The organism is Longibacter salinarum (genome assembly GCF_002554795.1).
GTDB lineage: Bacteria > Bacteroidota > Rhodothermia > Rhodothermales > Salinibacteraceae > Longibacter > Longibacter salinarum.
The window spans coordinates 44,656-68,772 of sequence record NZ_PDEQ01000006.1; the positions used below are offsets into that span (position 1 = coordinate 44,656).

At 57.5% G+C, this 24,117-nt stretch carries 15 protein-coding genes and 1 tRNA gene; 13 read left to right on the plus strand and 3 right to left on the minus strand.

Annotated features, from left to right (window positions below; genetic code table 11):
- Positions 1–29 precede the first annotated feature (29 nt).
- The 5 genes from CRI94_RS12010 (at position 30) to CRI94_RS12030 (ending at position 10,980) form a co-directional block, all read left to right on the plus strand.
- Positions 30–1,349: a restriction endonuclease subunit S gene (locus CRI94_RS12010; RefSeq protein WP_179862278.1), complete on the plus strand. Its 1,320-nt coding sequence runs from the start codon at positions 30–32 to the stop codon at positions 1,347–1,349.
- A 360-nt stretch (positions 1,350–1,709) separates the two neighbouring features.
- Positions 1,710–2,909, plus strand: a complete 1,200-nt coding sequence (locus CRI94_RS12015) for a hypothetical protein (RefSeq protein WP_143815393.1) — start codon at positions 1,710–1,712, stop codon at positions 2,907–2,909.
- Between the two features lie 43 nt (positions 2,910–2,952).
- Positions 2,953–6,852, plus strand: a complete 3,900-nt coding sequence (locus tag CRI94_RS12020; protein WP_098076078.1) for a hypothetical protein — start codon at positions 2,953–2,955, stop codon at positions 6,850–6,852.
- 88 nt (positions 6,853–6,940) lie between these two features.
- Positions 6,941–10,228, plus strand: a complete 3,288-nt coding sequence (locus CRI94_RS12025; protein WP_098076581.1) for a type I restriction endonuclease subunit R — start codon at positions 6,941–6,943, stop codon at positions 10,226–10,228.
- Positions 10,229–10,251: 23 nt separating this feature from the next.
- Positions 10,252–10,980, plus strand: coding sequence for a M48 family metallopeptidase (locus CRI94_RS12030; protein WP_218919391.1), 729 nt, complete (start codon positions 10,252–10,254; stop codon positions 10,978–10,980).
- Between the two features lie 467 nt (positions 10,981–11,447).
- On the opposite strand, the gene CRI94_RS12035 is transcribed toward CRI94_RS12030, so the two are convergent.
- Positions 11,448–11,521 (minus strand) — tRNA-Met (locus tag CRI94_RS12035).
- Positions 11,522–11,802: 281 nt separating this feature from the next.
- Between CRI94_RS12035 and CRI94_RS12040 the strand changes: the two genes are divergently transcribed.
- The 7 genes from CRI94_RS12040 to CRI94_RS12070 all read left to right on the plus strand — a co-directional run bounded on the left by CRI94_RS12040 (position 11,803) and on the right by CRI94_RS12070 (position 19,876).
- Positions 11,803–13,245 carry an alkaline phosphatase D family protein gene (locus CRI94_RS12040; RefSeq protein ID WP_098076080.1) on the plus strand — a complete coding sequence of 481 codons (1,443 nt, stop codon included), beginning with the start codon at positions 11,803–11,805 and terminating at the stop codon, positions 13,243–13,245.
- Positions 13,246–13,377: 132 nt separating this feature from the next.
- Positions 13,378–14,541 (plus strand): DNA polymerase III subunit delta', encoded by a 1,164-nt coding sequence (gene holB, locus CRI94_RS12045; RefSeq protein ID WP_098076082.1) that lies wholly within the window; start codon positions 13,378–13,380, stop codon positions 14,539–14,541.
- A 400-nt stretch (positions 14,542–14,941) separates the two neighbouring features.
- A complete protein-coding gene (locus CRI94_RS12050) occupies positions 14,942–15,298 on the plus strand; it encodes a hypothetical protein (protein WP_098076083.1) in 357 nt (118 codons plus the stop codon).
- A gap of 63 nt (positions 15,299–15,361) precedes the next feature.
- Entirely contained in the window at positions 15,362–16,186 is an 825-nt protein-coding gene (locus tag CRI94_RS12055) for a tetratricopeptide repeat protein (RefSeq protein WP_098076588.1), read from the plus strand.
- A gap of 157 nt (positions 16,187–16,343) precedes the next feature.
- Positions 16,344–17,210, plus strand: a complete 867-nt coding sequence (locus CRI94_RS12060; RefSeq protein WP_098076084.1) for a vWA domain-containing protein — start codon at positions 16,344–16,346, stop codon at positions 17,208–17,210.
- 39 nt (positions 17,211–17,249) lie between these two features.
- Complete coding sequence (locus CRI94_RS12065; RefSeq protein ID WP_179862279.1) at positions 17,250–18,002, plus strand: protein phosphatase 2C domain-containing protein; 753 nt, start codon at positions 17,250–17,252, stop codon at positions 18,000–18,002.
- A gap of 50 nt (positions 18,003–18,052) precedes the next feature.
- Positions 18,053–19,876, plus strand: coding sequence for a hypothetical protein (locus tag CRI94_RS12070; RefSeq protein ID WP_098076591.1), 1,824 nt, complete (start codon positions 18,053–18,055; stop codon positions 19,874–19,876).
- A gap of 139 nt (positions 19,877–20,015) precedes the next feature.
- Here CRI94_RS12070 and CRI94_RS12075 read toward each other — a convergent pair whose 3' ends face one another.
- Both CRI94_RS12075 and CRI94_RS12080 read right to left on the minus strand, forming a co-directional pair.
- Positions 20,016–20,429 (minus strand): co-chaperone GroES, encoded by a 414-nt coding sequence (locus CRI94_RS12075; protein ID WP_098076086.1) that lies wholly within the window; start codon positions 20,427–20,429, stop codon positions 20,016–20,018.
- 651 nt (positions 20,430–21,080) lie between these two features.
- Positions 21,081–22,346, minus strand: a complete 1,266-nt coding sequence (locus CRI94_RS12080; RefSeq protein ID WP_098076087.1) for an FAD-dependent oxidoreductase — start codon at positions 22,344–22,346, stop codon at positions 21,081–21,083.
- A gap of 649 nt (positions 22,347–22,995) precedes the next feature.
- Here CRI94_RS12080 and CRI94_RS12085 point away from each other — a divergent pair.
- On the plus strand, positions 22,996–24,099 hold the full coding sequence (locus CRI94_RS12085; RefSeq protein WP_098076088.1) for a DUF1028 domain-containing protein: 1,104 nt from the start codon (positions 22,996–22,998) through the stop codon (positions 24,097–24,099).
- The last annotated feature ends 18 nt before the right edge of the window (positions 24,100–24,117 follow it).

Below are 24,117 nucleotides of genomic sequence, written 5' to 3' on the forward strand. Positions count from 1 at the left end.
GCCAGCAAACGGCACAGGACCAATTTATCATGTCTACACTAGCACATCAGGAATATCTTGACGGTTTGCCTGCCGAGTGGGGAAGAGTTCGCCTCGGTGATTTAGGAAGCGTTTATGCAGGAAGTACCCCCCGACGTTCGGAGTCTCAATACTGGGAGGGCAGCATTCCATGGCTAACGCCAAGCGAAGTGACTGGTCGGACGAGTAAGTGGATTCACCATACCGAGGAGCAGATCTCTAAATCTGGGTACGAAAGCACGTCGGTCCATCTCGTGCCTAAAGGGTCTCTACTTGTGACTACGCGCGCAACAATTGGTGAGGTAGCAATTGCTGCAATGCCGATAACTACGAACCAGGGATTCAAAAACCTGGTGCTAGGCTCGGGCGATGATCCCATTTTCTACTACTACGTATTGCGATTCGTCGCGGATGAGATGAAGCGACTCGCAAGCGGAAGTACGTTCGACGAGATCTCCAAATCTGATTTTACAGAGATCGTTGTTCCTCGTCCGAGCCTGTCTGAGCAACGCCGCATCGCGGACGTGCTGGCCACGGTCGACGCGGCGATCCAAGAAACAGACGAAGTGATCGCGAAGCAGGAGCAGGTCAAGACGGGGCTCCTACAAGATCTCCTCACGCGCGGTCTCGATGCCCAGGGACGACTGCGGGACCCGGAGAAGGAGCCGGAGGCGTTTCGGGAGACTACGGATTTAGGTAAGGTCCCGGCTGAGTGGGACCTCACCACATTAGGTGAAGTGGGCATTTGGAAAAGTGGAGGCACGCCGCGCCGCAGCAATCCTTCGTATTGGGGAGGTGAGACCCCGTGGCTCACTCCGAAGGACATGAAGTCCTACAGAGTTGAGCGGACGACAGATTACGTGACTAGTGAAGGGCTTTCAGGGACAAAAGTCGCACCTGCCGGATCGATATTCGTCGTTGTTAGGGGGATGATCTTGGCCCACACGTTCCCGGTCTGTGTGAGCGATAGACCGATGGCATTCAATCAAGATGTGAAGGCTGTCATTCCCAGTGCCGAAATTGCGAGTGAGTATCTTGGCAAGTGGATGCAAGCCCACGAAGGCGCGTTCTTGCGACTTGTCACAGAGGCTACGCATGGAACCAAAAGGTTTGATATGTCGGACTTGTATTCGCTATCTGTAGCGGTTCCGCCACGAGAGGAGCAGCGGAGCATCGTTCAGCGCTTGCACTCCCAAGAGAGTCGCGTTGATCAAGAAAGGGAGTACAAGTCTAAGCTCCAATGCCTCAAAACAGGTCTCATGCAGGACCTACTCAACGGACGTGTCCGCGTGCCTGAAGCCAAAAAGCGAGTAAACGATGTGATCGCATGACCTCAAAAGAAGGTGGGGAGCGCGCTTGAGGGTGGAGAACTGACTCAGTTGAGAGAATATCACAACCAGTCAATCGTTGTGACGCTCGGAAATCGGTTTTGGGGCGATACAAATTAAATTCAAGAATACTCAACGAGGTTAATCTTGCAGCGAAATAGTAGAGGCATTCTAGATCTGGAAACTCTTATTCTCGATTGCAGAACGAAGAGATCAGAGGCATACATCCGGGAAGCCATAAATTGCTATAAGTCAACTGCGTATAGATCGTGTATCGTCGCTACTTGGGTTGCTGTCGGTTACGATATCATCGATAAATTTCGAGACTTAGCTCTGGGAGATAACAGTCTGGCTGATCAGCGCGTGAAGCGCTTTGAGACAATAATTGAAAATGCAGATGTGAAGCAAGCTCTCGATTTTGAAGGTTCGCTTCTTGATGATGCAAAGGATGAGTTTAGCCTGATTTCACCAATCGAATACGAAGATCTCAAACGCATTTACGAAGATCGAAATCGATGTGCCCACCCATCGGCACTTCCCGGCGGGGTAATTTATAAACCTGCACCAGAAGTGGCTCGAACTCACATGAGAAATGCGGTCGATCATCTACTTTCACGGGAGCCACTGCAGGGAGCAGAAGCGCTCGATCGCATCATGCGCGATATCCGGTCGGATTATTTTCCTGGTGAGCAAGAAAGTGCTGTTCGACGGCTCAAGGCTACACCGATTCGGCATGCTCGCAAGTCGTTGATTAGCAGCGTTGTTGACATCACCCTAAAAGATGCTCTGCTTGACCTGAACAGATACGATCAAAGTCAAGAGATTCTTAATCGCTGTGTAGTCTTAAAGGCATTACCGGAAGTTGCAGACTCTCATCCAGTCCGAGATATCATTGTAAGTAAATCTACAAAGGTACTGGATAGAATGGATGATGTGCAGCTTGGTAGGTTTGTGTTTATGTGTGGCGGTATCGATTATATATTTCCCTCTATTGGAAACAAGCAGCAGCGAATCACAGACTATTTACAAAACATAGATGTGACACCCTCTGGAAAGGATGAAACTGTTTGGCGGCCGCTATCGCTAGTGCATCCAGATCTCCTCTTTGCCCTGAAGGTTCGTCAATTGAGGGACCTAGCGATGCAACGGATCAAGGGGGAAGGACCAAAAGCAATTGCCGAGGCAGCACCTTACCTGCCCGAAAATATGGAATGGGAGGGATTCCACTCCCTGGCAGAAACGGTTGTGGATGACTTCGTCAACGCAAGTAGCTATTTTGAAACAGAGCGTTACGGAAAGGTTGTGGTGCAATTTATTGAGCACTTTGATGAAGTACAGATGCGACGTCTCCTGTCGAGTCTTCGTACTAATGATCAAGTCTATGGCGCAAAATTGGGTGAAGAGCCATGCAATGCGATCTTGAATAGGGCGGTTCAGATGTGTGAAACGTTGGAGGATGAGCTCCAAGACCTGTATAAGTTTTGTCGCGACGAACAAGATAAATACCAGGCTCTCCGTGAGCGTGCCGACTTTATTGAGGGACATTGCGCAGGTATAAATTAACCTCCCGTAGTTGTCGCTTCTCTAAACCAGCTTTAGCCAGAATATGAGTGCAGACAACCCGCTGTTCGATGTTGAGCCTAGTTCTCTAGATGATCTTGATGGCGGTGGATTAACGAAGGTCCTTCGAGAACTAGTCTGGTTGGAGTTATACCAGCATGGAGGCTCGCTAAGTAAAGTCCACATTCCTCTAAATATCACGGTCAGGGACGGTGGGATTGACGGTAGAGTTCAGTGGGAAGGAGACCCGCCGCCCGAAAATCTTTCCGGGTTCAACTCTCGGGATACTGCCTTTCAGGTGAAGGCGACCAATGTGGGGCCGTCAGCCTGTAAAGAAGAACTGCTTGATAGTAGCGGGAATGACCTGAAGCCAGGAGTAAAACGAGTCCTCCAAGAAGGAGCATCGTACGTATTGGTTAACAACCGCCAATTAACGTATGAGCTAATCAACGACCGGATTGAGAAAATGCGGGAGGCGGTTCGCGAGAGTAACGCCGACCTAGATTCCGAGGACATACAATTCGATGTCATTGATGCCAGCAAATTGGTTAATTGGGCCCGGCAGTATCCAAGCGTCATTACGTTGATCCGCAGATTAACCAATCAACGTGTTTCGAATGGTTTTATCCGGTGGGAGGATTGGGCAGGTAATACTCGGCTTGCGGCCAATTTAGCCGTATCGGATGAGATGTCATCGAACATGGAGTGGATTCGGTCGAGGCTGTCAAATCCCGGATCCGTCTCAAGAATTGTTGGGCTATCTGGTCTTGGAAAAACGCGTCTAGCCTTGGAGGCTTTGCGGAACCCGGAGCAAAACGAAATTAGTGATGATGACAATGGTGCTCTTGGTATTCGGGATTATCTGAATAAACTGGTGTTATATGCTAAAGAGGGCGACATAAATGAGCCAGACTTGCTAAGGAGCGTCCGAGGCTTAGTCCAAGCACAGGTAGATGCAGTAGTCGTTGTCGACGATTGCAGGATCGCATTTCACGATCGTCTCGCATCGATAGTGGACAGGGGGGGGTCGAGAGTTCGCTTGCTGACGTTGGACTACGATTTTGATAAAGGAGAAGGAAGGGGTGAGCGAGTCGAATTAAGCCCCGAGGTGCAGCGCCCCGTCGTTCGCAAGATGTTGGAAGAAACTCCTGCCGCCCGCGGGCTGAGTAAGCCGGATTTGGAGCGCGTCGAGGAATTTGCTCAGGGGTTTCCTTTGATTGCAGAACTGCTCCTCGAAACATGGGAAACGGAGGGAGTAGGCGGAGATACGTTGAGTGATGAGCGTCTCATCACGCGGATGCTTTTTGGGCGCAGTGATGACCCAGAGAAGAGACACATGATTAGATGTTGCGCTCTCTTCGCGTATTTCGGTGTGGCGGGTGACCTGGATCATCAGTTGCAATTTATTGCAGAAGAGGTTGCCGATGTTGATCCCCGTCGGTTTCACCGGGTATGTAATGAGTTTAAGCTAAGGAGCATAATCCAAGAACGGGGGCGATACATGCGTGTCCGGCCGCTCCCGCTCGCTCTTCGTTTGGCGGCGGAATGGTGGCAGACGGCTCCACCCGTTGAAGCAGAGGAATTGTTAAGGACAGCGCACGAGGCCGGACTGGTTGATTCTCTTTGCTTGCAGCTAGAGCGGCTTAGTGAAGTCGAAAATGCACGCGAGATTGCAGGCGAGCTCTGCGAGGATGGCAGTCCTTTTACCCGAGCGGAGGTCCTGAGGACCTCCGCGGGTGGTAGAATCTTTCGAGCCTTGGCCGTACTCAATCCTCCAGCAGCTGCAGGTGCATTAGAGCGGGCATTCGGCGACAAGTCAACTGACGAACTCCTTGAAGTTAAGGATGGGCGGCGCGCTCTTGTGAGAGCACTAGAACACCTGGTCTTCCATCGAGAGAGTTTTCTTCCCGCAGCACGCATACTTCACCACTTTGCTGCAGCAGAGACGGAGGGATGGGCGAACAACGCCACGGGAAGGTTCAAACGACTTTTCCACGTGTACCTGTCCGGGACGCAGGTACCCGCGCCCGAACGATTGACGGTTCTTAAGGATGGTCTCGAGTCTGATGATGCTGCCAGACGACGGATTGCTATAGAAGCGTTAGGTAGCGCATTAAAGACAAAACACTTCACTAGAGACGTAGGCGACGAAGCTAAGGGTAGAGTTGGAGGAAGTGGTCCACACGACTGGACTCCTGATCGCTACGAGGAGATATACGAATATTGGGAAGGTTGCCTTGACCTCCTCGTGGACAAGATAAAGAATGGAGGAGATGAGGGGGCTCTGGCGAGAAAGCAACTAGAAGGAACGGCTGGTTCTCTTCTGGCGATTCTCGGGATTAGTAGGAAGGCAGAGGAATCAATACGCGTAGCAGCAGAGGGTGTCGATGGAGTTTGGAGAGGAGCACTACAAGCTGTGGGACGGGCATTGGGTACTCGTCCGGGTAAGATGCCTGAGGGGCTCCGAAGTCGATTAGAGCGTCTCAGAGACGACCTTCAACCTACCGACCTCGTCGGAAAGTTGGAGTACGTGGTTACCTCTCCACCCCAGTCGGAGTGGGTGCGACGAACCGAGGACGGCGAATACCTAAAGGTTGCGGAACAGAGAGCGCGAACTCTTGCGAGAGACTTGGCGAATGACGACGAAGCGGATTGGACGACGATAGCGAGAGTTCTATGTACCGGTAGGCAAAAGTTCGCCAGGGTGTTTGGAATTGAGATTGCGTCGATACTCGAGGACCCCGTTCCGGTTATTGAGGACATCCTTGAGGTATTAGAGAAGATTCCTGAGGATAAAGGTCGGCACTGGGGGCTATTAGCGGGCTTGATTTCTCAAGTTACTCAAAGTCAAAGGAACCACGCCTTAACTTGGATTCTCCAGTCAGATACTTTGCGATCTGAGTACTGGCGCATCCTTTCTTCGGTCGGTGTAGAAGAAGACGATCTGGATTCGCTTCTGGATATCATTAAAGAGGGTTCAATCGCCGCTCGGGATTTAACCGAACTTACCTATTCATTTCACGACGTATCGCCTGGCGATCTCTCTAATTTTGCACTTCAGGTGTTGGAGGAAAGTGTTGAATACGGACCAGCACTTTTAGAGATAATCCAGTCCTATCAGCATAATCGTGAGGAGACGTCTCGCCAACTCCGTGACGTTCAGCGTCAAATTGTTTTGACGAGTCTCAGAGGGTTGACCCTCACAGAGGACCTTTGGCAACGCTCTTATTCTTGGCGTGATGCTATCGTCTCTTTACTTAGCGGCGAAGACGATGATGAGTTGGCCCGAGCAGTAGCTTCCCAGATTGTAAAGACCGCAGAGTCTGCCTCACCGTCCACATCGCTTGCTTATGAATTAGATCAAGTTGTGGAAGCTCTATTTAAGGAATACGTCGATACCGTTTGGGAGACGTTTAGCGATGCGCTTCTGTCCGGCTCCTACAAGAGTATGGCCATCACGGCAATCGTCGCATCCAACCCGGTGGTATCAACCTCCGAAACGGCTCCCGGTGGGCCACTCTTTCGAAGCATTGATGATGACTTCTTAATTGACTGGAGTCACAACAACACTCCCCAAGCCCCAGTCTTACTCGCCGAGACGGTGCCAATTTTTGACAAGCCGAATGATTCAAACGCCGAACAGCGTGCAGGTCTAGATGACGAACCGACAAACCCGGTTTGGTACCCCTTGGCTCGTCGGATTCTCGACGAGTTTGGAGAAGTCGACGAGGTACGTTCTGCCTTGAGAAGCAATATGTTCAGCTTCAGTTCGACGGGATCTCGTATTCCGTACTACAAGCGGAGAATTGGACTGCTAGAAGAGCTACTCGAACATGATGTCGCTGCTGTTCGACAATGGGCAACCGAGGAAATCGCTCACCATAGGGAGGTCATAAAGCGTGAAAGACAGCAAGAAGAAGAGGAGGATATGAGGTGGCGTTCGTAGGATTAGGTAGCATCGAAGATGCGCCGGGATCTAAGGCATGAGTGCATGCCAAAACCGTCTACTGATGTAGTTAGAACGGGCTTTAATGATGGACGATCTATCGACGCCGGGAGAGTATCGAAAAACGGAGAATCCATTTATGGACCAGCTCGAACAGATGGGCTGGACCGTGGAAGACGGGGATACGGACGTGCCCTACTTGTCGGGAGACCGGAGCAGCTTTCGGGATGTGATCTTGCGGCAGGACCTCCGCGATGCGCTCCTTCGGATCAACCGGGCGGGAGGCAGCCCGTGGCTCGACGACAGACGCATCGACCAGGCCATCCACGAACTTGAGCGCGTCGCTTCCCCCAACTTAATGGAAGCGAACAAGGCGGCGACGCGCCTTCTCCGCAAAGGCACGGTCGTGGACGGGCATCCCGAGCATCACGATGGCCGGGATCAGACGATCCATTACATCGATTTCGGCGATCCCAGCCGGAACTCTTTTCGAGCCATCCGCCAGTTTCGCGTGGACTATGCGGGAGCGTCCGGCTACGCCATCCCGGACGTGGTCCTCTTCGTCAACGGCATCCCTCTGGTCGTTGTCGAATGCAAGAGTCCCACGGCCACCAACCCGATCGCCAGCGCCGTCGAAGACCTTCTGCAGTACTCCAACCAGCGGCATGGGATCGAGGAGCGGGAAGGCGTCCCCCGGCTCTTCTACACCAACCAGGTGCTCGTCGCGACGAGCTACGACAAGGCAGTCGCAGGCACCGTCGGTGCGCGACCGGAGCACTACCTTGCCTGGAAAGACACGAGCCCGGTTCCGTCCAATACCATTGCCGAAAACCTCGGTGTGGAGCGCCTTAGCCAGCAGGAGACGCTCGTCGCGGGGATGCTGCGCCCGGAGCACCTGTTGAAGCTGTTGCGCCACTTCATCCTGTTTAAGGATCAGCAGGGCAAGACCATCAAGATGGTGGCGCGATATCAGCAGTTTCGTGCCGTGCACAACACCGTGTACCGTCTTCAGCACGGCGAGACGCGCCTCGAGGATGGTAACCAGGACCGAAGGGGTGGCATCGTCTGGCATACGCAGGGATCGGGCAAGAGCCTGACGATGGTCTTTCTGGTTCGCGTCATGCGATCGCTCCATGCCCTCCGTCGGTTCAAGGTTGTCGTCGTCACGGACCGCGTCGACCTGCAGGAGCAACTTGCGAAGACCGCAACCCTTTCCGGGGAAACTGTCCGGGTGGCTGATTCGACGGACGAGCTGAAGGACTACCTGAAGGAGGAGGGGCCGGGTTTTGTCTTCGCCACGATCCAGAAGTATCAAGAGCAGGAAGAGACCGAGGACTTTCCCGTCCTCAACACGTCCGAAGATATTGTCGTCTTAATTGATGAGGCGCACCGATCGCATACGGACCGCCTGCATGCGAACCTTATGCAGGCCCTCCCCAACTGCGCCAAGATCGGGTTTACGGGGACGCCCATTCTTATGGGGGCCAAGAAGCGGACGCACGAGATCTTCGGCGAGTACCTCGACACCTATACGATCGAGCAGGCCGTCGACGATGGCGTCATCGTCAAGATCCTCTATGAGGGCCGCATGGAACGGGCGGCGCTCAAGGACGGGCGGACGTTGGATGAACTCTTCGACGCGGCGTTTGCCGAAAAGACGGACGAGGAGCGCGAAGAGATCAAGCGGCGGCATGCAACGCGGCGCAGCGTGCTGGAGGCCACGCAGTTGATTCAGGCGAAGGCCAAAGACATGGTGCAGCACTACGTCGCCCATGTCCTGCCGAACCAGATGAAAGCGCAAGTCGTCGCGGCCAGCCGCAAGGCTGCCGTCCGGTATCAGGCGGCCATTCGCGAGGCACTCGATGAGCTCATCGCCAAAGCGGAATCGATCGACCCCCGCCTGGTCCAGTTGACCGTCGATGAGCGCAAAGAGCTTCGTAAGACCAACCCGGAGGACGCGCTTTTAGCGACGGCCCATGCGCACCTCGACGTGCTGCGTCGACTCAAGGCTGCAGCCGTGATCTCCGGCAAGAAGAACGATCCTAAGGATTGGGGACAATGGAGCGGGGACGCCGCCACAAAGCAGCACATTGGTTCATTTAAGGATCCCCTCCAGCATGCGGATCCCGGTAAAGCAAACGGGCTGGCCTTCCTCTGCGTCTGCACGAAGCTACTGACGGGGTTTGATGCTCCGGTCGAGCAGGTGTTGTACCTGGATCGGCAGATTCGCGAGCACAACTTGCTTCAGGCAATCGCCCGCGTCAACCGGCTGTACACGGGCAAAGAGCACGGCCTCGTCGTCGACTACTATAACGTCGCAAGTCACCTCGACGAAGCCCTCGACGTGTACAGCGACGACGACGTCCGGGGCGCACTGACGGACATTAGCGATGAACTGCCCCGGCTGCGGGACAGGCACGCACGTGTGATGGGCTTTTTTCAGAAGCACGGGATTGACGATCTCTGGGAAGACGAAGAGAAAGCCGTTCAGCTACTGCGCGACCCGAAGCTCCGCGCGGAGTTTGTCGTGCGGTACAAAGACCTCATGGCCTCGATGGACACGGTCATGCCTCGCCCGGAAGCCCTGAAGTATCAGAGCGACGCGGCGCAGCTCGGCAAGATTAAGAAGCGGGCGGCCAACCGGTACCGCGACGAGTCCCTGGCCCACATCGACGCGGGCGCCAAGGTCCGAGAGCTGATCGACGAGCACCTGATCGCCGAGGGCATCGATCCGAAGATCCCCCCGGTGTCTCTGCTGGACGCAGGCTTCTCGGAGCATGTCCAGGAGCAGCCCTCGCACCGGGCGAAGGCGTCCGAGATGGAGCACGCCGCGCGGCACCACATTCGGAAGCACCGCGACGAAGACCCGGCTTTCTACGACCGCTTCAGTGAGCGACTGGAGCAAATCCTTGCCGAGTACGAAGAAGACTGGGAGACGCAGACGAAGCTCTTCGACGAACTCATCCACGACCTGCGGCAGGGACGCACGTCCGATGACACGGGGCTCGACACGGATCGAGAAGCTCCCTTCTTCAGCCTTCTGCAGCGGATCGTCGCAGAGGCGCAGGGCCAAACCAATGATGCGGAGCGCGCTGCGAAGGGCGTGGCGGAGCCACCTGCTCCGTACGACGCAGATTCGCTTTCGGACGCGACGCGAGAGCATCTAGCCAACGTCACGGTGGAGATGGTCGATCACATCGAGCAGGAGGTCCGAACCGTTGACTTTTGGCGAAACAACGCTGCGCAGCAACAACTCCGCAGTGATCTCGTGATGTACCTTGACGAACACGAGGTTGTCCCCTTCGAAAAGCTTGAGGCCACGGCCGACAAGATCGTCGACCTCGCGAAGCACCGTCATTCGTACCTCACTGTTTGATCGACACTCGTCGACCCTGCCCGATGGCTTCTCCGATCTCCACCAAGACCCCGACGACGGTCTCTGTCGGCAATGATTTGACGTTCGAGGTGCGCTGGAGTGCGAGGCGAACCACCCTGGGCATCACGGTCGACCGGGACGGGACGCTAGTACTGGCCCTGCCCGAAGATTGCCCGCTCGAAGAGGGGCGAGCCTTTGCCGAAGAGAAGCAGTTTTGGGTTTACACGAAGCTGGCTGAGAAGAAGCTCCTCCGCCGCCCTACGGCCTCGAAACGCTTTGTAGAAGGCGAAGGGCACTACTACCTGGGGCGAAGCTACCGGCTGCGTCTCGTGGACGATGCGGCACCTGAGACGGCCCCCCTGCGCCTCTATCAGGGGCGGTGGCGACTTTTATCGACGGAGCGATCTAGAGCCCAAGATCACTTCCGCGAATGGTACGTCCGCCACGGCAAAGATTACATTCGGGGACGCGTTGAACGGTATGCCGACCGTCTTGAGGTATCCCCGTCTGGGGTCGCTGTGAGGCCGCTGGGGTACCGCTGGGGATCCTGTAGTCGAGACGGTACCCTGAACTTCCACTGGCGAACGGCTTGCCTGCCAGCTCGGCTGATCGATTACGTGATCGTACACGAGTCGGCCCATATCCATGAGCCGCGGCACGACGATGCCTTCTGGCACCGCGTCGAGCGAGCCATGCCCGACTACGAACGCCGAAAGCGCGAACTCCGAGAGGAGGGAGGGGGCTACTTCTAGCAGATCTTTACCTCCTTGTACCGGACCGCGGGTCATCGACCTGCGGCATCGAGCAGGACGCGACGCGGACCTGAGAGGGAGGCGGTGGAGGTGGAGATTCAGGAACCGCCTCGAGGCCGCCCTTCCGGGGCGATGGGTGACAGCTACGCACGCGATGTGAAGAGAAGGCGAACGCGGCCCATGTCTCGGCGTTACAAGAAGTGATTTCCTATCGCCTCTTCAGGAGGGAGCGATTGTACACAGTTTGTACACAGAGCGGCGCTTCGACGGGTGGAAAGCCCCGGAAGGGTAGCTCAGTTGGGGAGAGGGTCGGGTTCGTTCGGGGGCTAGCGCTCGGGCGACAAACATCTTCAATACGTGCCGAAAAAGCGGGTTTATCGGCGTCTAAGGCGTATTGGCAAACAAAAAACCGCCCCACTCCACCATGAGCAGGACGGCTTAATTGCCCGCTGGTATTCAGCGGACAGTGGCGTGGGAGGGATTTGAACCCTCGACCTCCGGGTTATGAATCCGACGCTCTCACCAACTGAGCTACCACGCCAGGAAAATGTAAATGCTCGGCTTCGGGGTTGCGTATCTTAGCCAAGCACCACGGTTATATGCCGGATATGTGTCTCTGTGTTTCCGTCAAAACGGTGAAGAAGAAAGGAACCACCAGGTGATGGCGAGACGGCCGGCCGCGGCACGATCATAATTCGAGAGGAGCCAGCACAGAGCGATCCATCACGTCTTTTTCAAAGCGGGTTAACGTCGGGAAACTGAACGTGGGGGTCACGGGCTGTAGTTTACGGTACCATCCTCCTGCCATTCCGGTTGCCTAATATGCTTCGTACCGATACGTTGATTCGCCGGCTCGCACCGTGTGTGCTGGTCTTTCTCCTTACTGTTGCCGCAACGTGGTCAACGGCTGCAGTCGCACAGGCTCCGGACACAACCGCTCGTCCGGCAAACCCCGTCACATCGGCTCCCGCGCTCCAGGCCGGTCCAATGGTCGGATATGGAACGCACCGCACCGCCGCCGTCTGGGTGCAGACGACCGACCCGGCGCCTGTCCACCTGCGCTACTGGTCCGTGACGCCCGAAGATTCGGTTGCGATGAACGCGGGTATCATCCCGGACCCGGATACGACCACGACAACACCGCTCATAACGGGGGCCGACGGCATCGGGCTCATTAGGCTCACGGACCTTGAGCCGGGACATACGTACCGGTACGAAGTGTACATTGACGGTGCTCGCGTGGAGCGCCCGTATCCGCTGGAGTTCCAGTCGCAGCGGCTCTGGCAGTGGCGATCCGACCCGCCCGCGTTCGATGTCGCCGTCGGGTCCTGCGCGTACGTAAACCAAAAGGTGTACGACCGGCCGGGCCGACCGTACGGCGGGGACTACCGTATTTTCGAGACCATTGCGGAGGCAAATCCCGATCTGATGCTTTGGACGGGTGACAACACGTATCTCCGTGAGGTCGACTGGGCGGACGCGTCGACGATGAACGATCGCTACGCTCACACGCGGAAGCTCCCGGAGATGCAGGCGCTTCTGGGTAGCACGCACCACTACGCGACATGGGATGACCACGACTTTGGCCCAAACAACTCGGATCGCTCGTATCCACTTAAGGATGCTGCGCTCGAACTCTTTCAGCGCTACTGGGCCAACCCGACGTTCGGCATGCCGGATGTTCCCGGCGTGTTTGGTTCGTTCATGTGGAACGACGTGGAGTTTTTCCTGATGGATGACCGCTATCACCGGTCCCCGACGACGGCCCCTCGCAGCGAGAAGAAGACGCAGTGGGGAGACGCACAGCTTCAGTGGCTAATCGATGCGCTCACGACGAGCGAGGCGCCATTCAAGGTGATCGTGAACGGGGGACAAATGCTGAATCCGAATACGGAGTACGAGACGCTCGCACGATTCCCGCAGGACCGGAAGCGGCTGCTCAATGCGATTGCGGAGCGCGAGATTGACGGTGTCGTGCTGCTTTCCGGCGACAGACACTTTACCGAGATGGCGAAGTACCAGCCCGAGGAGGGATACCCGCTGTACGAAATCACCGTCTCGCCTCTCACCGCCGGAAGCGTGGGGCCGATCGAGGAGAAGAACGACCTCCGCGTCAATGGGACGCTCGTTGACCAGATGCGCAACTACGGCATCCTCTCGTTTAGCGGTCCGAGAACCGACCGAACGCTCACCGTGACGATCTATGATACGGATGGGGCCGAGCAGTGGACCCGGCAGATTCACGCGCGTGATCTCAAACACTGATCCGTTCCGCCGGCACCCGCGAGCCACGATCGGGGTGACGTGACGTGCTGGCCGATTCGCTTTATTCACCGCCCCCGTCTTCGTACGTTGGCGTCGCCCCAGACCTCGTTTTTCCTCTTTTAGTGTCCGCTTATGTGGGACCGCATCATTGATCAGGAGCGCGTCGTGGAAACGATTCGACGGACGCTCAAACAGAACCGTGTCGCTCACGCCTACCTGTTCCACGGGCCCGACGGCGTCGGCAAGCGAGCGGTTGCGCTTGCGATGGCCCGCGCGCTCGAATGCAGCCGCAATGATGCGGTCCCGTGCGAAGAGTGCGCGGACTGCCGGAAAACGCGGCGCATGGTGCATCCGGATGTCCACGTGCTGTTTCCGTACCCGAAGGGCACGGACGAGGACGATGTTGCAGAGCGAATCCAGCGGCTCGGTGAGGATCCGTACGCCGCGGTCGATTACGTCCGTCGCCCGTCGCTCAACGACCCGACGGAGACGTCCAACAAACAGGTGATGTACCACATCAGCCGGGTGCATGAGGATCTGCTTCGGCCGATGTCGTACCGCCCATCGGAAGGGGCGTCCAAGGTCGCGATCATCACGGATGTGGAGCACATGAACGAGTCGGCCGCCAACGGCTTCCTGAAGCTGCTGGAAGAGCCGCCGCCGCGGACGATCTTTTTGCTGACGACGAGTCGGCCGGAGCAGCTGCTTCCGACGATCGTTTCGCGCTGCCAGCGACTCCGCTTCGATCCGCTTCTGGTCGAGTCGATCGAATCAGCGCTCCGGGAACGGGAGGGCATGGACGAGCCGCGGGCTGCGATGCTCGCCCGCATGGCCGATGGGTCGTACACGCGTGCTCTCGAGCTGGCCGAGAGCGACGACCTGATGACAAGTCGACAGCTCGTGATCGACTTCTTTCGGTCGTCGTACGCACGGAACGTCAATCAACTGAGCGATCAGGTTAACGAGATCTCGTCTCAGGGCCGGGAGCGAGCCAAATCGGTTCTGCAACTGATGCTACGGTGGATCCGGGATCTGATGCTCTATCGCGAACTCAACGACGAAGCTCCCCTCGTTAATGTGGACCAGCAAGAGGTCATCGAAAACTTTGTCCGTCGCGTCCCGGATGCCAACCTCGAATCGATGATCGACATGGTTGAACAGGCCATTCACCTCGCCGAGCGAAACGTTCGGTTGTCGCTTGTCCTAACGACGCTCGCGCACCGGCTGGGCGATGCGATGCGTGGTCAGGGGAGTGATCGTCTGTACGTGCCCATGCCGGAGGCGGAGCTTTCCTAGCGAATACGCAACTCATCCCGGCAGGGCTCACGGGGCCGAGAGTAGCAATATTGAAGCATCGACAGAAATAACTTCACAATTCGTTCTTCGATGCCTTATACTTGGCGATTGCATACGGTTCGTCTAGAAGCCCCTTGACTCCGAGCCGGATTTTCGGCCTGGATTCTTTGCTGAATGACGCTTCACGCATGAGACTGCCTCACACAGTTGGTTCTGACCTTCATGCGTGACGATGGGAGACAGAACCGTGTCGATCCGACGTCGCTTCATTGCTGTCTCAAATCGTGAGATCAGGCGACATTAACGAGGTCGGCATATTCCTTGTAGATTAGTTACGACGCTGCCCGATCCGGCTGGCCCGGATCCCCCAATCACCCGTTTCACAACTCTCGAGCGCTTCATGTCCTATCCCTCTGATGCCGAGCCGATCCTGTCGACGCGGTGTAAGTTACCCGGACGAAGCCTGTGGTTCAGCCGTGCACATCTCCATGAGGATCATATCGAACTTTCGGGTTGGAATTGGCGGGGTCGCTTTTCCCGATCGATCGAACTCGATAACATCGATCGCTTCCAGTGGTGGGCCGTCCTCAACGACGTCAACTTCCTGCTTCACCTGAAGGATGGGGCCGCTGTGCCACTTCAGTTGCTCCGCAGTGCAGGCGTATGGAGTTGCAAATTGCACGAGCTTTTGGGGCAAAGTATTCTGGCACAAGACGCGATCCCACGCGTTGCACCTCGTCGCGACATCGCTGCCTGATCCGTTCGGTTCTCATCGAGAGTGGGCAGCGAGCATTCCACGCTCACCGACTCGCTTTCTCCGATGATGTCTAACCGACTGCCGACCCGTTTCGGGTTGTCTCTCACGCTCGCAACTCTTGTGCTTCTCTTCGTGTCGCTCGTCCCGATGTCAGCGGCGGCACAGACGCCGGATCCAGACGAGATCGACGCGTCACCGGAACTGAAGCCGAACCTAGTTGAAGCGGACAGCCTTCGTCGTGCTGGAGCATTCCGCGAGGCGTTCGGTCTACTTACGTCCTTAAAGCAAGAACATCCGTCCAATGCCGAAGTCCTGTATCGGCTTGCACTGACCCGCGTGGACATGGGGGAAATCGCGGACTCCGGTCAGAGGCGGCAGTCGATGTACAAGTCGGCGCTCGAAGACGCGAAAGCAGCCGTCGAAGCAGATACGGCGCTCGCGTTTGCACACCTCTCTAGAGCTATCGCCGAGGGCCGCGTTGCCCTCACCGCAGGGACCAAAGAGAAGATTCAGCGCTCCCGTGCCGTCAAGCGTCATGCCGACCAGGCGATTGAGCTCGACCCTGATATGGCTTCCGCGTACCACGTCCGGGCTCGCTGGAACCGGGAAGTGGCGGACCTTGGCTTCTTCTCTCGTGCCATTGTCAAAACGGTCTATGGCGGACTCCCCGAAGCCTCGTTCGAGCAGTCCGTGCGTGACTTCAAGACGGCGATTCAGAAGGAAGACAAGATCGTTCACCATATCGAACTTGCCCGAACGTACATGAAGATGGACCGCGAGGATGCGGCCAAAGAGGAGCTTCAGACGGTCCTCGCCATGGAGAATGAAGATCCCGACGACCCGCAGCACAAGAAGGAAGCGGAAGAGCTTCTGAATGATCTGAGTTAATGTCGCGCGTCATATCGCCCGGTCGTTTCGTCCGGCGTCTCCGCACCACGTTCACGCATGTCGCGTGTGCGTTACGGTCGCGAGACGCCGGAACGTTTTACGGGGTCAACGATGACAAACGTCACTCCTTTTCTCCGCTCTCAAACCCCAATTGTACATGCCGTACTCCGCCGAGATCAGTCGACAACAGCCGACGGCGTTTTTATTTCTGTTGGATCAGTCGGCGTCGATGCAGGACACGTTCGGTGGGGCGAAAGCGAAAGGCGATGCTGCACCAAGCAAGGCACGCGTACTGGCCGATACGGTGAACCGTCTGCTCCAGAATCTCGTCCTTCGGTGCGCGAAGGAAGAAGGAGTTCGTGACTACTTCGACGTCGGCATCATTGGCTACGGAGAGCGGGTGCAACATTTGATTACCCCGGCGGATGAGCACAATACCGGGACGGGTCTGATTCCGATCAGTCACCTCGCTGAGCGGCCGCGTCGCATGGAGGAGCGAGTCAAAACCGTTACGGACAGCAACGGGGGCGAGAAAGAGCGCCGCGTGAAGTCGCCGGTCTGGTTCGATCCGCATGCGAAGAACGGCACCCCGATGTGCCAGGCGCTCGACCTTGCCGCGCAGTCGGTGCGGTCGTGGATCGACGACCATTCGTCCAGCTTCCCGCCTGTCGTGATAAACGTGACGGACGGCGAGGCGACCGACGGAGATCCGCTTCGATATGCGCAGCAGCTCCGTTCGTTTGCCACGGACGACGGAGAGGTTTTACTCTTCAACGTGCATTTGTCGGAGTCCGAGGAGCCGGCGTTGATGCTGCCGTCGGATCGTAGCGAGCTGCCGCATGACGATGAATACGCGGAGACCCTCTTTCAGATGTCGAGCACGCTACCGTTTTCGATGCGCGCAGCCGCCGAACAGGAGGGCTTGCACGTCGACCTCGACACACGCGGCTTTATCTTCAACGCCGATCCAGTTTCGCTCGTAACGTTCCTCGAAATCGGTACGCGACCAAGCACGCTCCGCTAACATCGAGCCCCGGGAGCTTTCGATCCACGAACGATGTGCATGGCAGCCGACTCCAATTCGATCGAACAAGAAGATGTGCGGGGTGACCCCGGGTCGCCTGTGGCAGATTCTGTTGCGGTCACGCTTCCGAAAGCCGGTCATGACGAGGACGAAAACGAAGACGCCTTCGTTGTCCGGGATGAGACTTTTCCGGTTCGGGCTGCCGTCGCGGATGGTGCAACCGAAGCCGTGTACTCAGGCGTCTGGGCAGACCTGCTTACGCGGCAGATCGCAGCACTGGACGACTGGTCGGGTACGGGCTGGGACGACGCCGTTCATGCCGCTCGGTCCGAGTGGCAGACGGTCGTCGACGCGGAACCGGTTGACGTTCCATGGTATGTCGCAGAGAAGCGGGAGCAGGGAGCCTTCGCGACGGTGCTCGGCCTGGTGATTCGGGGCGACGGAACGTTCGAGGCGCGATGGGTCGGGGACTGCGTCCTCATTCAGCAGTCGAAGGGGAGCAAGCAATCCTGGCCCGTTGACGATCCAGAGGCGTTTACGCATCGGCCCGCACTACTTTCTAGTCGTTCCGAGGCGGGGACGATTACCGCGCAGACGACCGAGGGGACGTGGGATCAGGAAGATGTCTTTCTTCTCGCGACGGACGCCGTCGCGGCCTGGCTCCTTCGCGAGACACCCGAGTTAGCCCACGACGCGGATGCTCTCCGCGAGCAGCTCCGCACGGCCCGGCAGGAAGGACATCTACGCAATGATGACTGCACCATCATCCGCATCACAATGGCGGCCGGTTGACGCCACTGCTTTTCTTTGAGCTCGCCTATTTTTTCGCCCCAGTTCCGTTCATGAGCTACCCCACGCCGAGCGATTATCAGGAAGCCGTGCAGGACCCGGAATCTGCGTTTCACGATCCGGAACTGCAGACAGCTTCGCCCCGCGAGAACGTGCTCGGTCTACCCCAGCCGATCACAGGCGCTTTTGCGGCGGTCTTCCCGATGACGACAGATATCGGCGTGCGATATGCTGCCAAGTGTTTTCTGTCAGAGGTGCCGAATCAACAACGCCGATATGCTGCGGTGTCTGAGCATCTTTCATCGGTTGACCTGCCGTGGACGGTTGCATTCGACTACCAGCGTCGTGGCATTGACGTGAACGGCAGCACGTACCCGGTTCTCAAGATGGAATGGGCCGAGGGGGCGGGTCTGAATCGGTTCGTCGACCGGCACATCAATGAGCCGGATGTGCTCTTGAGCCTGGCTGATCGCTGGCTCGATGTCTCTCGGGATCTGGAAAAGGCAGAAATAGCACACGGCGATTTGCAGCACGGAAACATCCGCGTGGTTGACGAGGACGGCGACGTGGTCATCCGCCTCGTCGATTACGACACGATGTATGTACCGGCGCTCTCCGGCCGGATAAGCGCGGAGGTCGGGCACCGAAATTATCAGCACCCGGATCGAACTGAGCAGGACTTTGGGCCGGGCATCGACCGCTTTTCTGCACTCGTCATCTACGCGGGATTGCAGGCGTGTGCCGCTCGTCCCGAGCTCTGGCAAGCGTACGACACAGGGGAGAACCTCCTTTTCCGCGACGGCGATTTCTATGATCCCGATTCGTCGCCTCTGCTGAACGAATTGCGCGGTATAGAACATATGGCTCCGCTCGTCGAGTCGCTACGAACGGCATGTTACGTGGAGCCGGAGGATGTCCCGAGTCTTGATGACATCGTTCACGGTGAGGCCTCGTTTTCGGGAGTCACCGCCCGGTCGCGGTCCCGTGACCGGGCGGCCGATCCAGTGGCGCAGCGTGACACCGTCGAACGCCTCTGGGCCCCGGGTGTCGTCCTGGCTCTGGTTCTGGCCGTCGCGCTCGGCATTGGTTTGAGCATGACGATGGGGGCTGTGATGACTGCCTCAATCGTAGTCGTGTCTGGAGCGGCCGCCTGGCTTCGATATCGCCGACACCCTGTTGTGCGCCGGAATCGTCGGCTCACAAGGGAGGCGGAGCGCATCAGCCGCCTGATCCAAAACGTACGTCGTCAGATCGCTTCGTTACAGCTTCGCCGGGAGGAGGTGTTAGACTCGGTGGATGACCGGCGCGCCGAGCGCCTGAACGAGCTCCGAGAGGAAGTGATATACGATCATCTGAAATATCACTTTGTCGGTGAATTGCGCGACATCGAGGGGCTCACGCATAAGCATGTCGTGCGGTTGAAGTCAGCCAACATCCGTACGGCGTACGAGGCAACGGAGAAGCGTGTGGGGCAGTTGCGAGGCCTCGCGGATGCGACGCGCGCGCGAATCGCCATGTGGCGTGCGACGCTCATCAGGCAAGCGGAAGAAGAGATGCCGGATGAACTATCGCCTGCCGAGGAGCGTCGCCTTCGCCGATACGTAGAGCACCGGGTGGAGGACATCGACGCCGAGATCCGCCGGGCCGAGGAAAAGATCGAGGTTCAGTCGACGGAGCATGAGGCGGTCGAGGAGCGACGTTCAGATCTTGCGCCTCTTTCCTTCGGACGGTACCTGGCCTGGTTGCTCTACCTCGTGACGCTGCCTGAGCGAACAAGACACGCACCCTCACGCGAGACGACCAGCGCGGCACAAAAAAACGCCGCTCGGCTTCCGGAGCCGGCGGCGTCGGATGGTCCCTGGTGGGAGCAACACTGAATCCTTAGGTGGTCGTGGATACGTGTTGCGTTTGTATCATCCTGACACAAGCATGTGCCACAATTGTCTCATCTTTTGGCACCTTCTTCTGTGCTCCAATGGAGCATGGTCGCGTCAGGATTCTAACGAATTGAACCCGCTATTCCTCGTCTTCCCAGAGGTCCTCGATATCCTCGAGGGTTGTGTCAGACTTCTCCTCGGAGGTGGCGTCGTCTCGCACAATGGCGAGAATGGCAGAGTGAGGGATGATGAGGTAATCGGTGTCGTCATACTTCAACTCGATCGCCTCCGATCGCACGAAATAAGCGTAATCGCCCGGCTCGGCCTGTAGTGGCAGGTAGCGGACCGGCGTGTCCGACGGGCGCCACGAGTCGCTTTCAGAGTACTCCGGATTTTGCGTGAGGTAACCCGGCCCGGTTTTGACAACTCGACCCGACCGAACGTTTTCCTGTTCTGCGGCACCCGCGGGGAGGAGGAGGCCGGATTTCGTCTTTTGCTCGCCGTCCTGCGGCTGAATCAGGACGCGATCACCGATGACGATCAGTTCAGACATAAAAGCGGTACCACTGGACTCATTGAGAGGGCGAAGGCGCGGGTCACACGAGACGGACCGTCACGTGATCCAATGAACGGAGGGTGCGCACGCAGGTTCGCCACCCGCCCAACAAGCCAGCGATACCGGCGGAGTGAGATTGGGTGATACCGAAAAATTGAGGGTGCGCCGCAGTATGAAGCCCGTTCCGAGCGTGTGGGGGACGGAGCGGCTCGGAAACAGCCGGTCTACGCGAAACGGAGAGAGGAAATGTGCGGCGACGGGGGACGATTCTCGAAAGCGCTACCAACGTAACGCTAGAAAATCGCCGTTACAGCAATTCGAGTACGGTGTAGACCAGGATACCGACGAGGCCGGCACCTAAGGTCATCAACCGAATCATGCGGTCGACGGGGTTATCCATGGTGATCAGTGCATGGGTTAGGGACGAAAAGATACCGAAAATGCCGGAACGGTTTCATGGTATGAAATTCTGAAACCGTTCAAAAGCATTTTGCAATACGTTAATACCCGGGCAGTGGGGAATTCTTCAAATCTGCAGAAATATTAACCGACACTTCTGCAAAAGCCTCAGGTATCGCGGCCAAACGGTCCCTTAAGCTGTCACCACATATGTAAAGCAATCTTTATGCCTGTGCGGTAAAACGCATGTTATGACGATCCAGAAGCTGACGTTTGGGCTTCATCATTGACGCCTGATCTCCGAAGAAGATGCAATGCGGTGTCGCGAAGACGCTGGAAGAGGTGTGGGAGCTCCGGGTGCGACGACAGCGGTGACGTCGTGATGCCGGCGTCCTGCAGAATGCGCAGCACGCGTAGCGCCGAGCTCCACGAGAGGGTGACGCCTGCGCCTCCATGCCCGGTGTTGTGCGCGACCGGACGTCCATCCGGCGTATTGTCGAGGCAGAATCGGACGCCGGCGCCGTCGAGGTCGCGTGCGTAGCGAATTCCGTAGGTTGCTTCGAGCCCCGACATCAGGAGCGAGTGACCCGTCAGGTCGGACAGAAGTTGTCGGTTCAGGTCGATAATTGGACGCGGAACGCCAACGGTCTGGTCGGGCACGCCCGCTAGCGGGAGCTCGACCAATTCACCGTCCATGGGTTCGCCGTTCCATGTGCCATCAGCGGCAATGTGTCCGGGTTGCTTGGTGCCTCCCAGCACCCATACATCGCGTCGAGGATAGGCGTACACACCGGCGGGCGATCCATCTGCAGCGGCGTACACGTCGGACGCAGGTGTGTAGTTGTAGGAAACGCGTCGACCCGTGCCTGTATGCCGGGGAAGACCTGGGGACGCGGCAAAAATGAGGATGCCAAGGAGGTACTGCGCGGGGGCAGGATCGGGAAAGATGTTGGGTGCCTCTCCCCCGAGTGCATTGACGAACGCATCGCCAGGGAGTTCGTGAAGCGTCGACCGTGTAATTTCCCGATGCTCGATGCGACCGCCTAGTTGTTCGAAGGCGGCGAACAGGGCGTCGAAGTAAACAGGCGCCTCTGCGAAATAGAGGTCGAAGTGCCAGCCGTACACGTCGTCTGCACCGCGTCGCCGGGGAGGCTGGAGGTTCGAGTGGCGAAGTCGACGGAAGCCGTCGAGTGCGGCGGCGTAGGGTGGGTCGGCTTCGGGCGACTCGTATGCCTCAAAGTGAAGCTGCTTTCGAACGCCGAAGCCACCAGTCGAGCGGAGCACGTCGAACATAGCCTGCGCATCTGCGAGGTGTTTGGCGGGGTCGTCCACGGTGACAGCATGTGGGATGACAGACGCAGCCGGATAGAGGCTGGCCATTACAGGGTCATGCGTGCCGTGTGCGTGATCGGCCCGCCGCCGAGTGTACAAGGTTACGTCATGACCGAAAAGCCGGAGCAGGAGTCCGGTTGTCACACCGTTAACTCCACCGCCGAGAACAGAGATCGATGCCATCGGGAGCCGTGTAAGGGATCGGAAAAAGAGGGGAGGAAGTTTGCGCTCGAGTTCGGAGCGACAGACGGTTAGAAGCGTGCACGTGAGAAAAATGACAGGAGTCGAGGGAGCCAGGTCGGCGCGTTGAGCCGTGGATGACCCTGCCTACGCTGGATGTTTGATTCGGGTTAACCGTTCATGAGCGCGGCTGTGGTCCGTTTCGTGACTTTCCGGGAGGAGGGAAGACGCAGGCGTAACGAAAGCAGAAGGCGGGCCTGATTAAAGCGGAAGTCGGACTGTACGGACACGGCGAAGACGGTACTCTGCATCTACTTCAATCCGCACTATACTCCAACCCACGTACGGCTGCACGTTCTGCTACGTTCGGATCTCCTGCCATCTGGCATTTCGTTCTTGCGCTACAGTCGTCGGCTCACATGTGCAAGGAGAAGTCTGCGGAGAACGCCCCGTTTGGTCACGGGAACGCCCTCGGTCGCTACCAACGTGACCGGGGGCGGGGCGTTTGGGTTGAATGTGACGTTCCGTTTCCAATGTGTGGTCAAACGGCCGGTCGGTTTGAAACCGGCCCAGATCCGCTGGTCATTTCGGGGCAGAACGGGTATACTTTCACCAGAAAACGATTGTCTCTCTCCTCCAGGTGTACGAACGTATGATCGATTTTCGCCACCCAATCCGCTCCCTTCCCTTATCGCTGGTCGGCCTAGCGGTACTCGTTGCTTCGTTTGCACCCGCTGGCTACGGTCAGACCTCGAGTCCGTTTGTGGAGAGTGATACTGGATATGCGTACGGACAAACGGATGTGCCGCGTCGCCCGGTTGCCACGTACAGCATCGTCGCGCGCGACTCCGTAACCGGCCAGATGGGTGTCGCTGTGCAATCGCACTGGTTCAGCGTGGGATCCGTTGTTCCGTGGGCGCGCGCCGGCGTCGGAGCTGTCGCGACGCAGTCGTTCGTTGATCCTCGGTATGGCCCGCTGGGTCTCGAACTCATGCACCATGGGCGAACCGCTGAAGAAGCCCTAAACGCGCTGGTGTCGACGGACGCCGCCCGCGCGGTCCGCCAGGTCGCAATGGTCGATGCGGAGGGGCGGGTGGCGGCTCACACGGGCGAAAATGCCATCCAGGCCGCCGGTCATCAAACCGGAAACGGCTATTCCGTGCAGGCGAATTTGATGGAGAGCGATAAGGTTTGGGGCGCGATGGCGAAGGCGTACGAGACGAGCGAAGGTGATCTTGCCGCTCGACTTGTCGCTGCACTTGAGGCGGCACAGGACGAGGGAGGAGACATCCGTGGGAAGCAGTCGGCGGCGTTATTGATTGTGGGCCCGGAGTCGACCGGCCAGCCGTGGAATGATCGGATCTTTGATCTCCGGGTCGAGGACCATCCGGAGCCCGTTCAAGAGTTGAAGCGGTTGGTGCGACTTCAGCGCGCCTACCAGAAGCTGAATGAAGGGGACGGGCACGTGACGGAAGGCAACATCGAGTCCGCAATGGAGAGCTACCGGACCGCGATGGGGCTCGTACCGGATTCGGCAACGAACGGCGAGGCCCCGTTCTGGGTCGGAATCACACTCGCGTCCGAAGGTCGGGTCGACGAAGCGATCCCGTTCCTCCGGCGTGCATTCGCGCAGGATGAGCGGTGGGCAGAACTCGTCGAGCGCCTGCCGGCGGCGGGACTGTTGCCCAGCGAGGATCTGGCGAAGACGCTGAAGAAACGGATGAAAGCAGACGTCGAACCTGAATCGACGGAGTAAAAGCTATCGGGCACGATG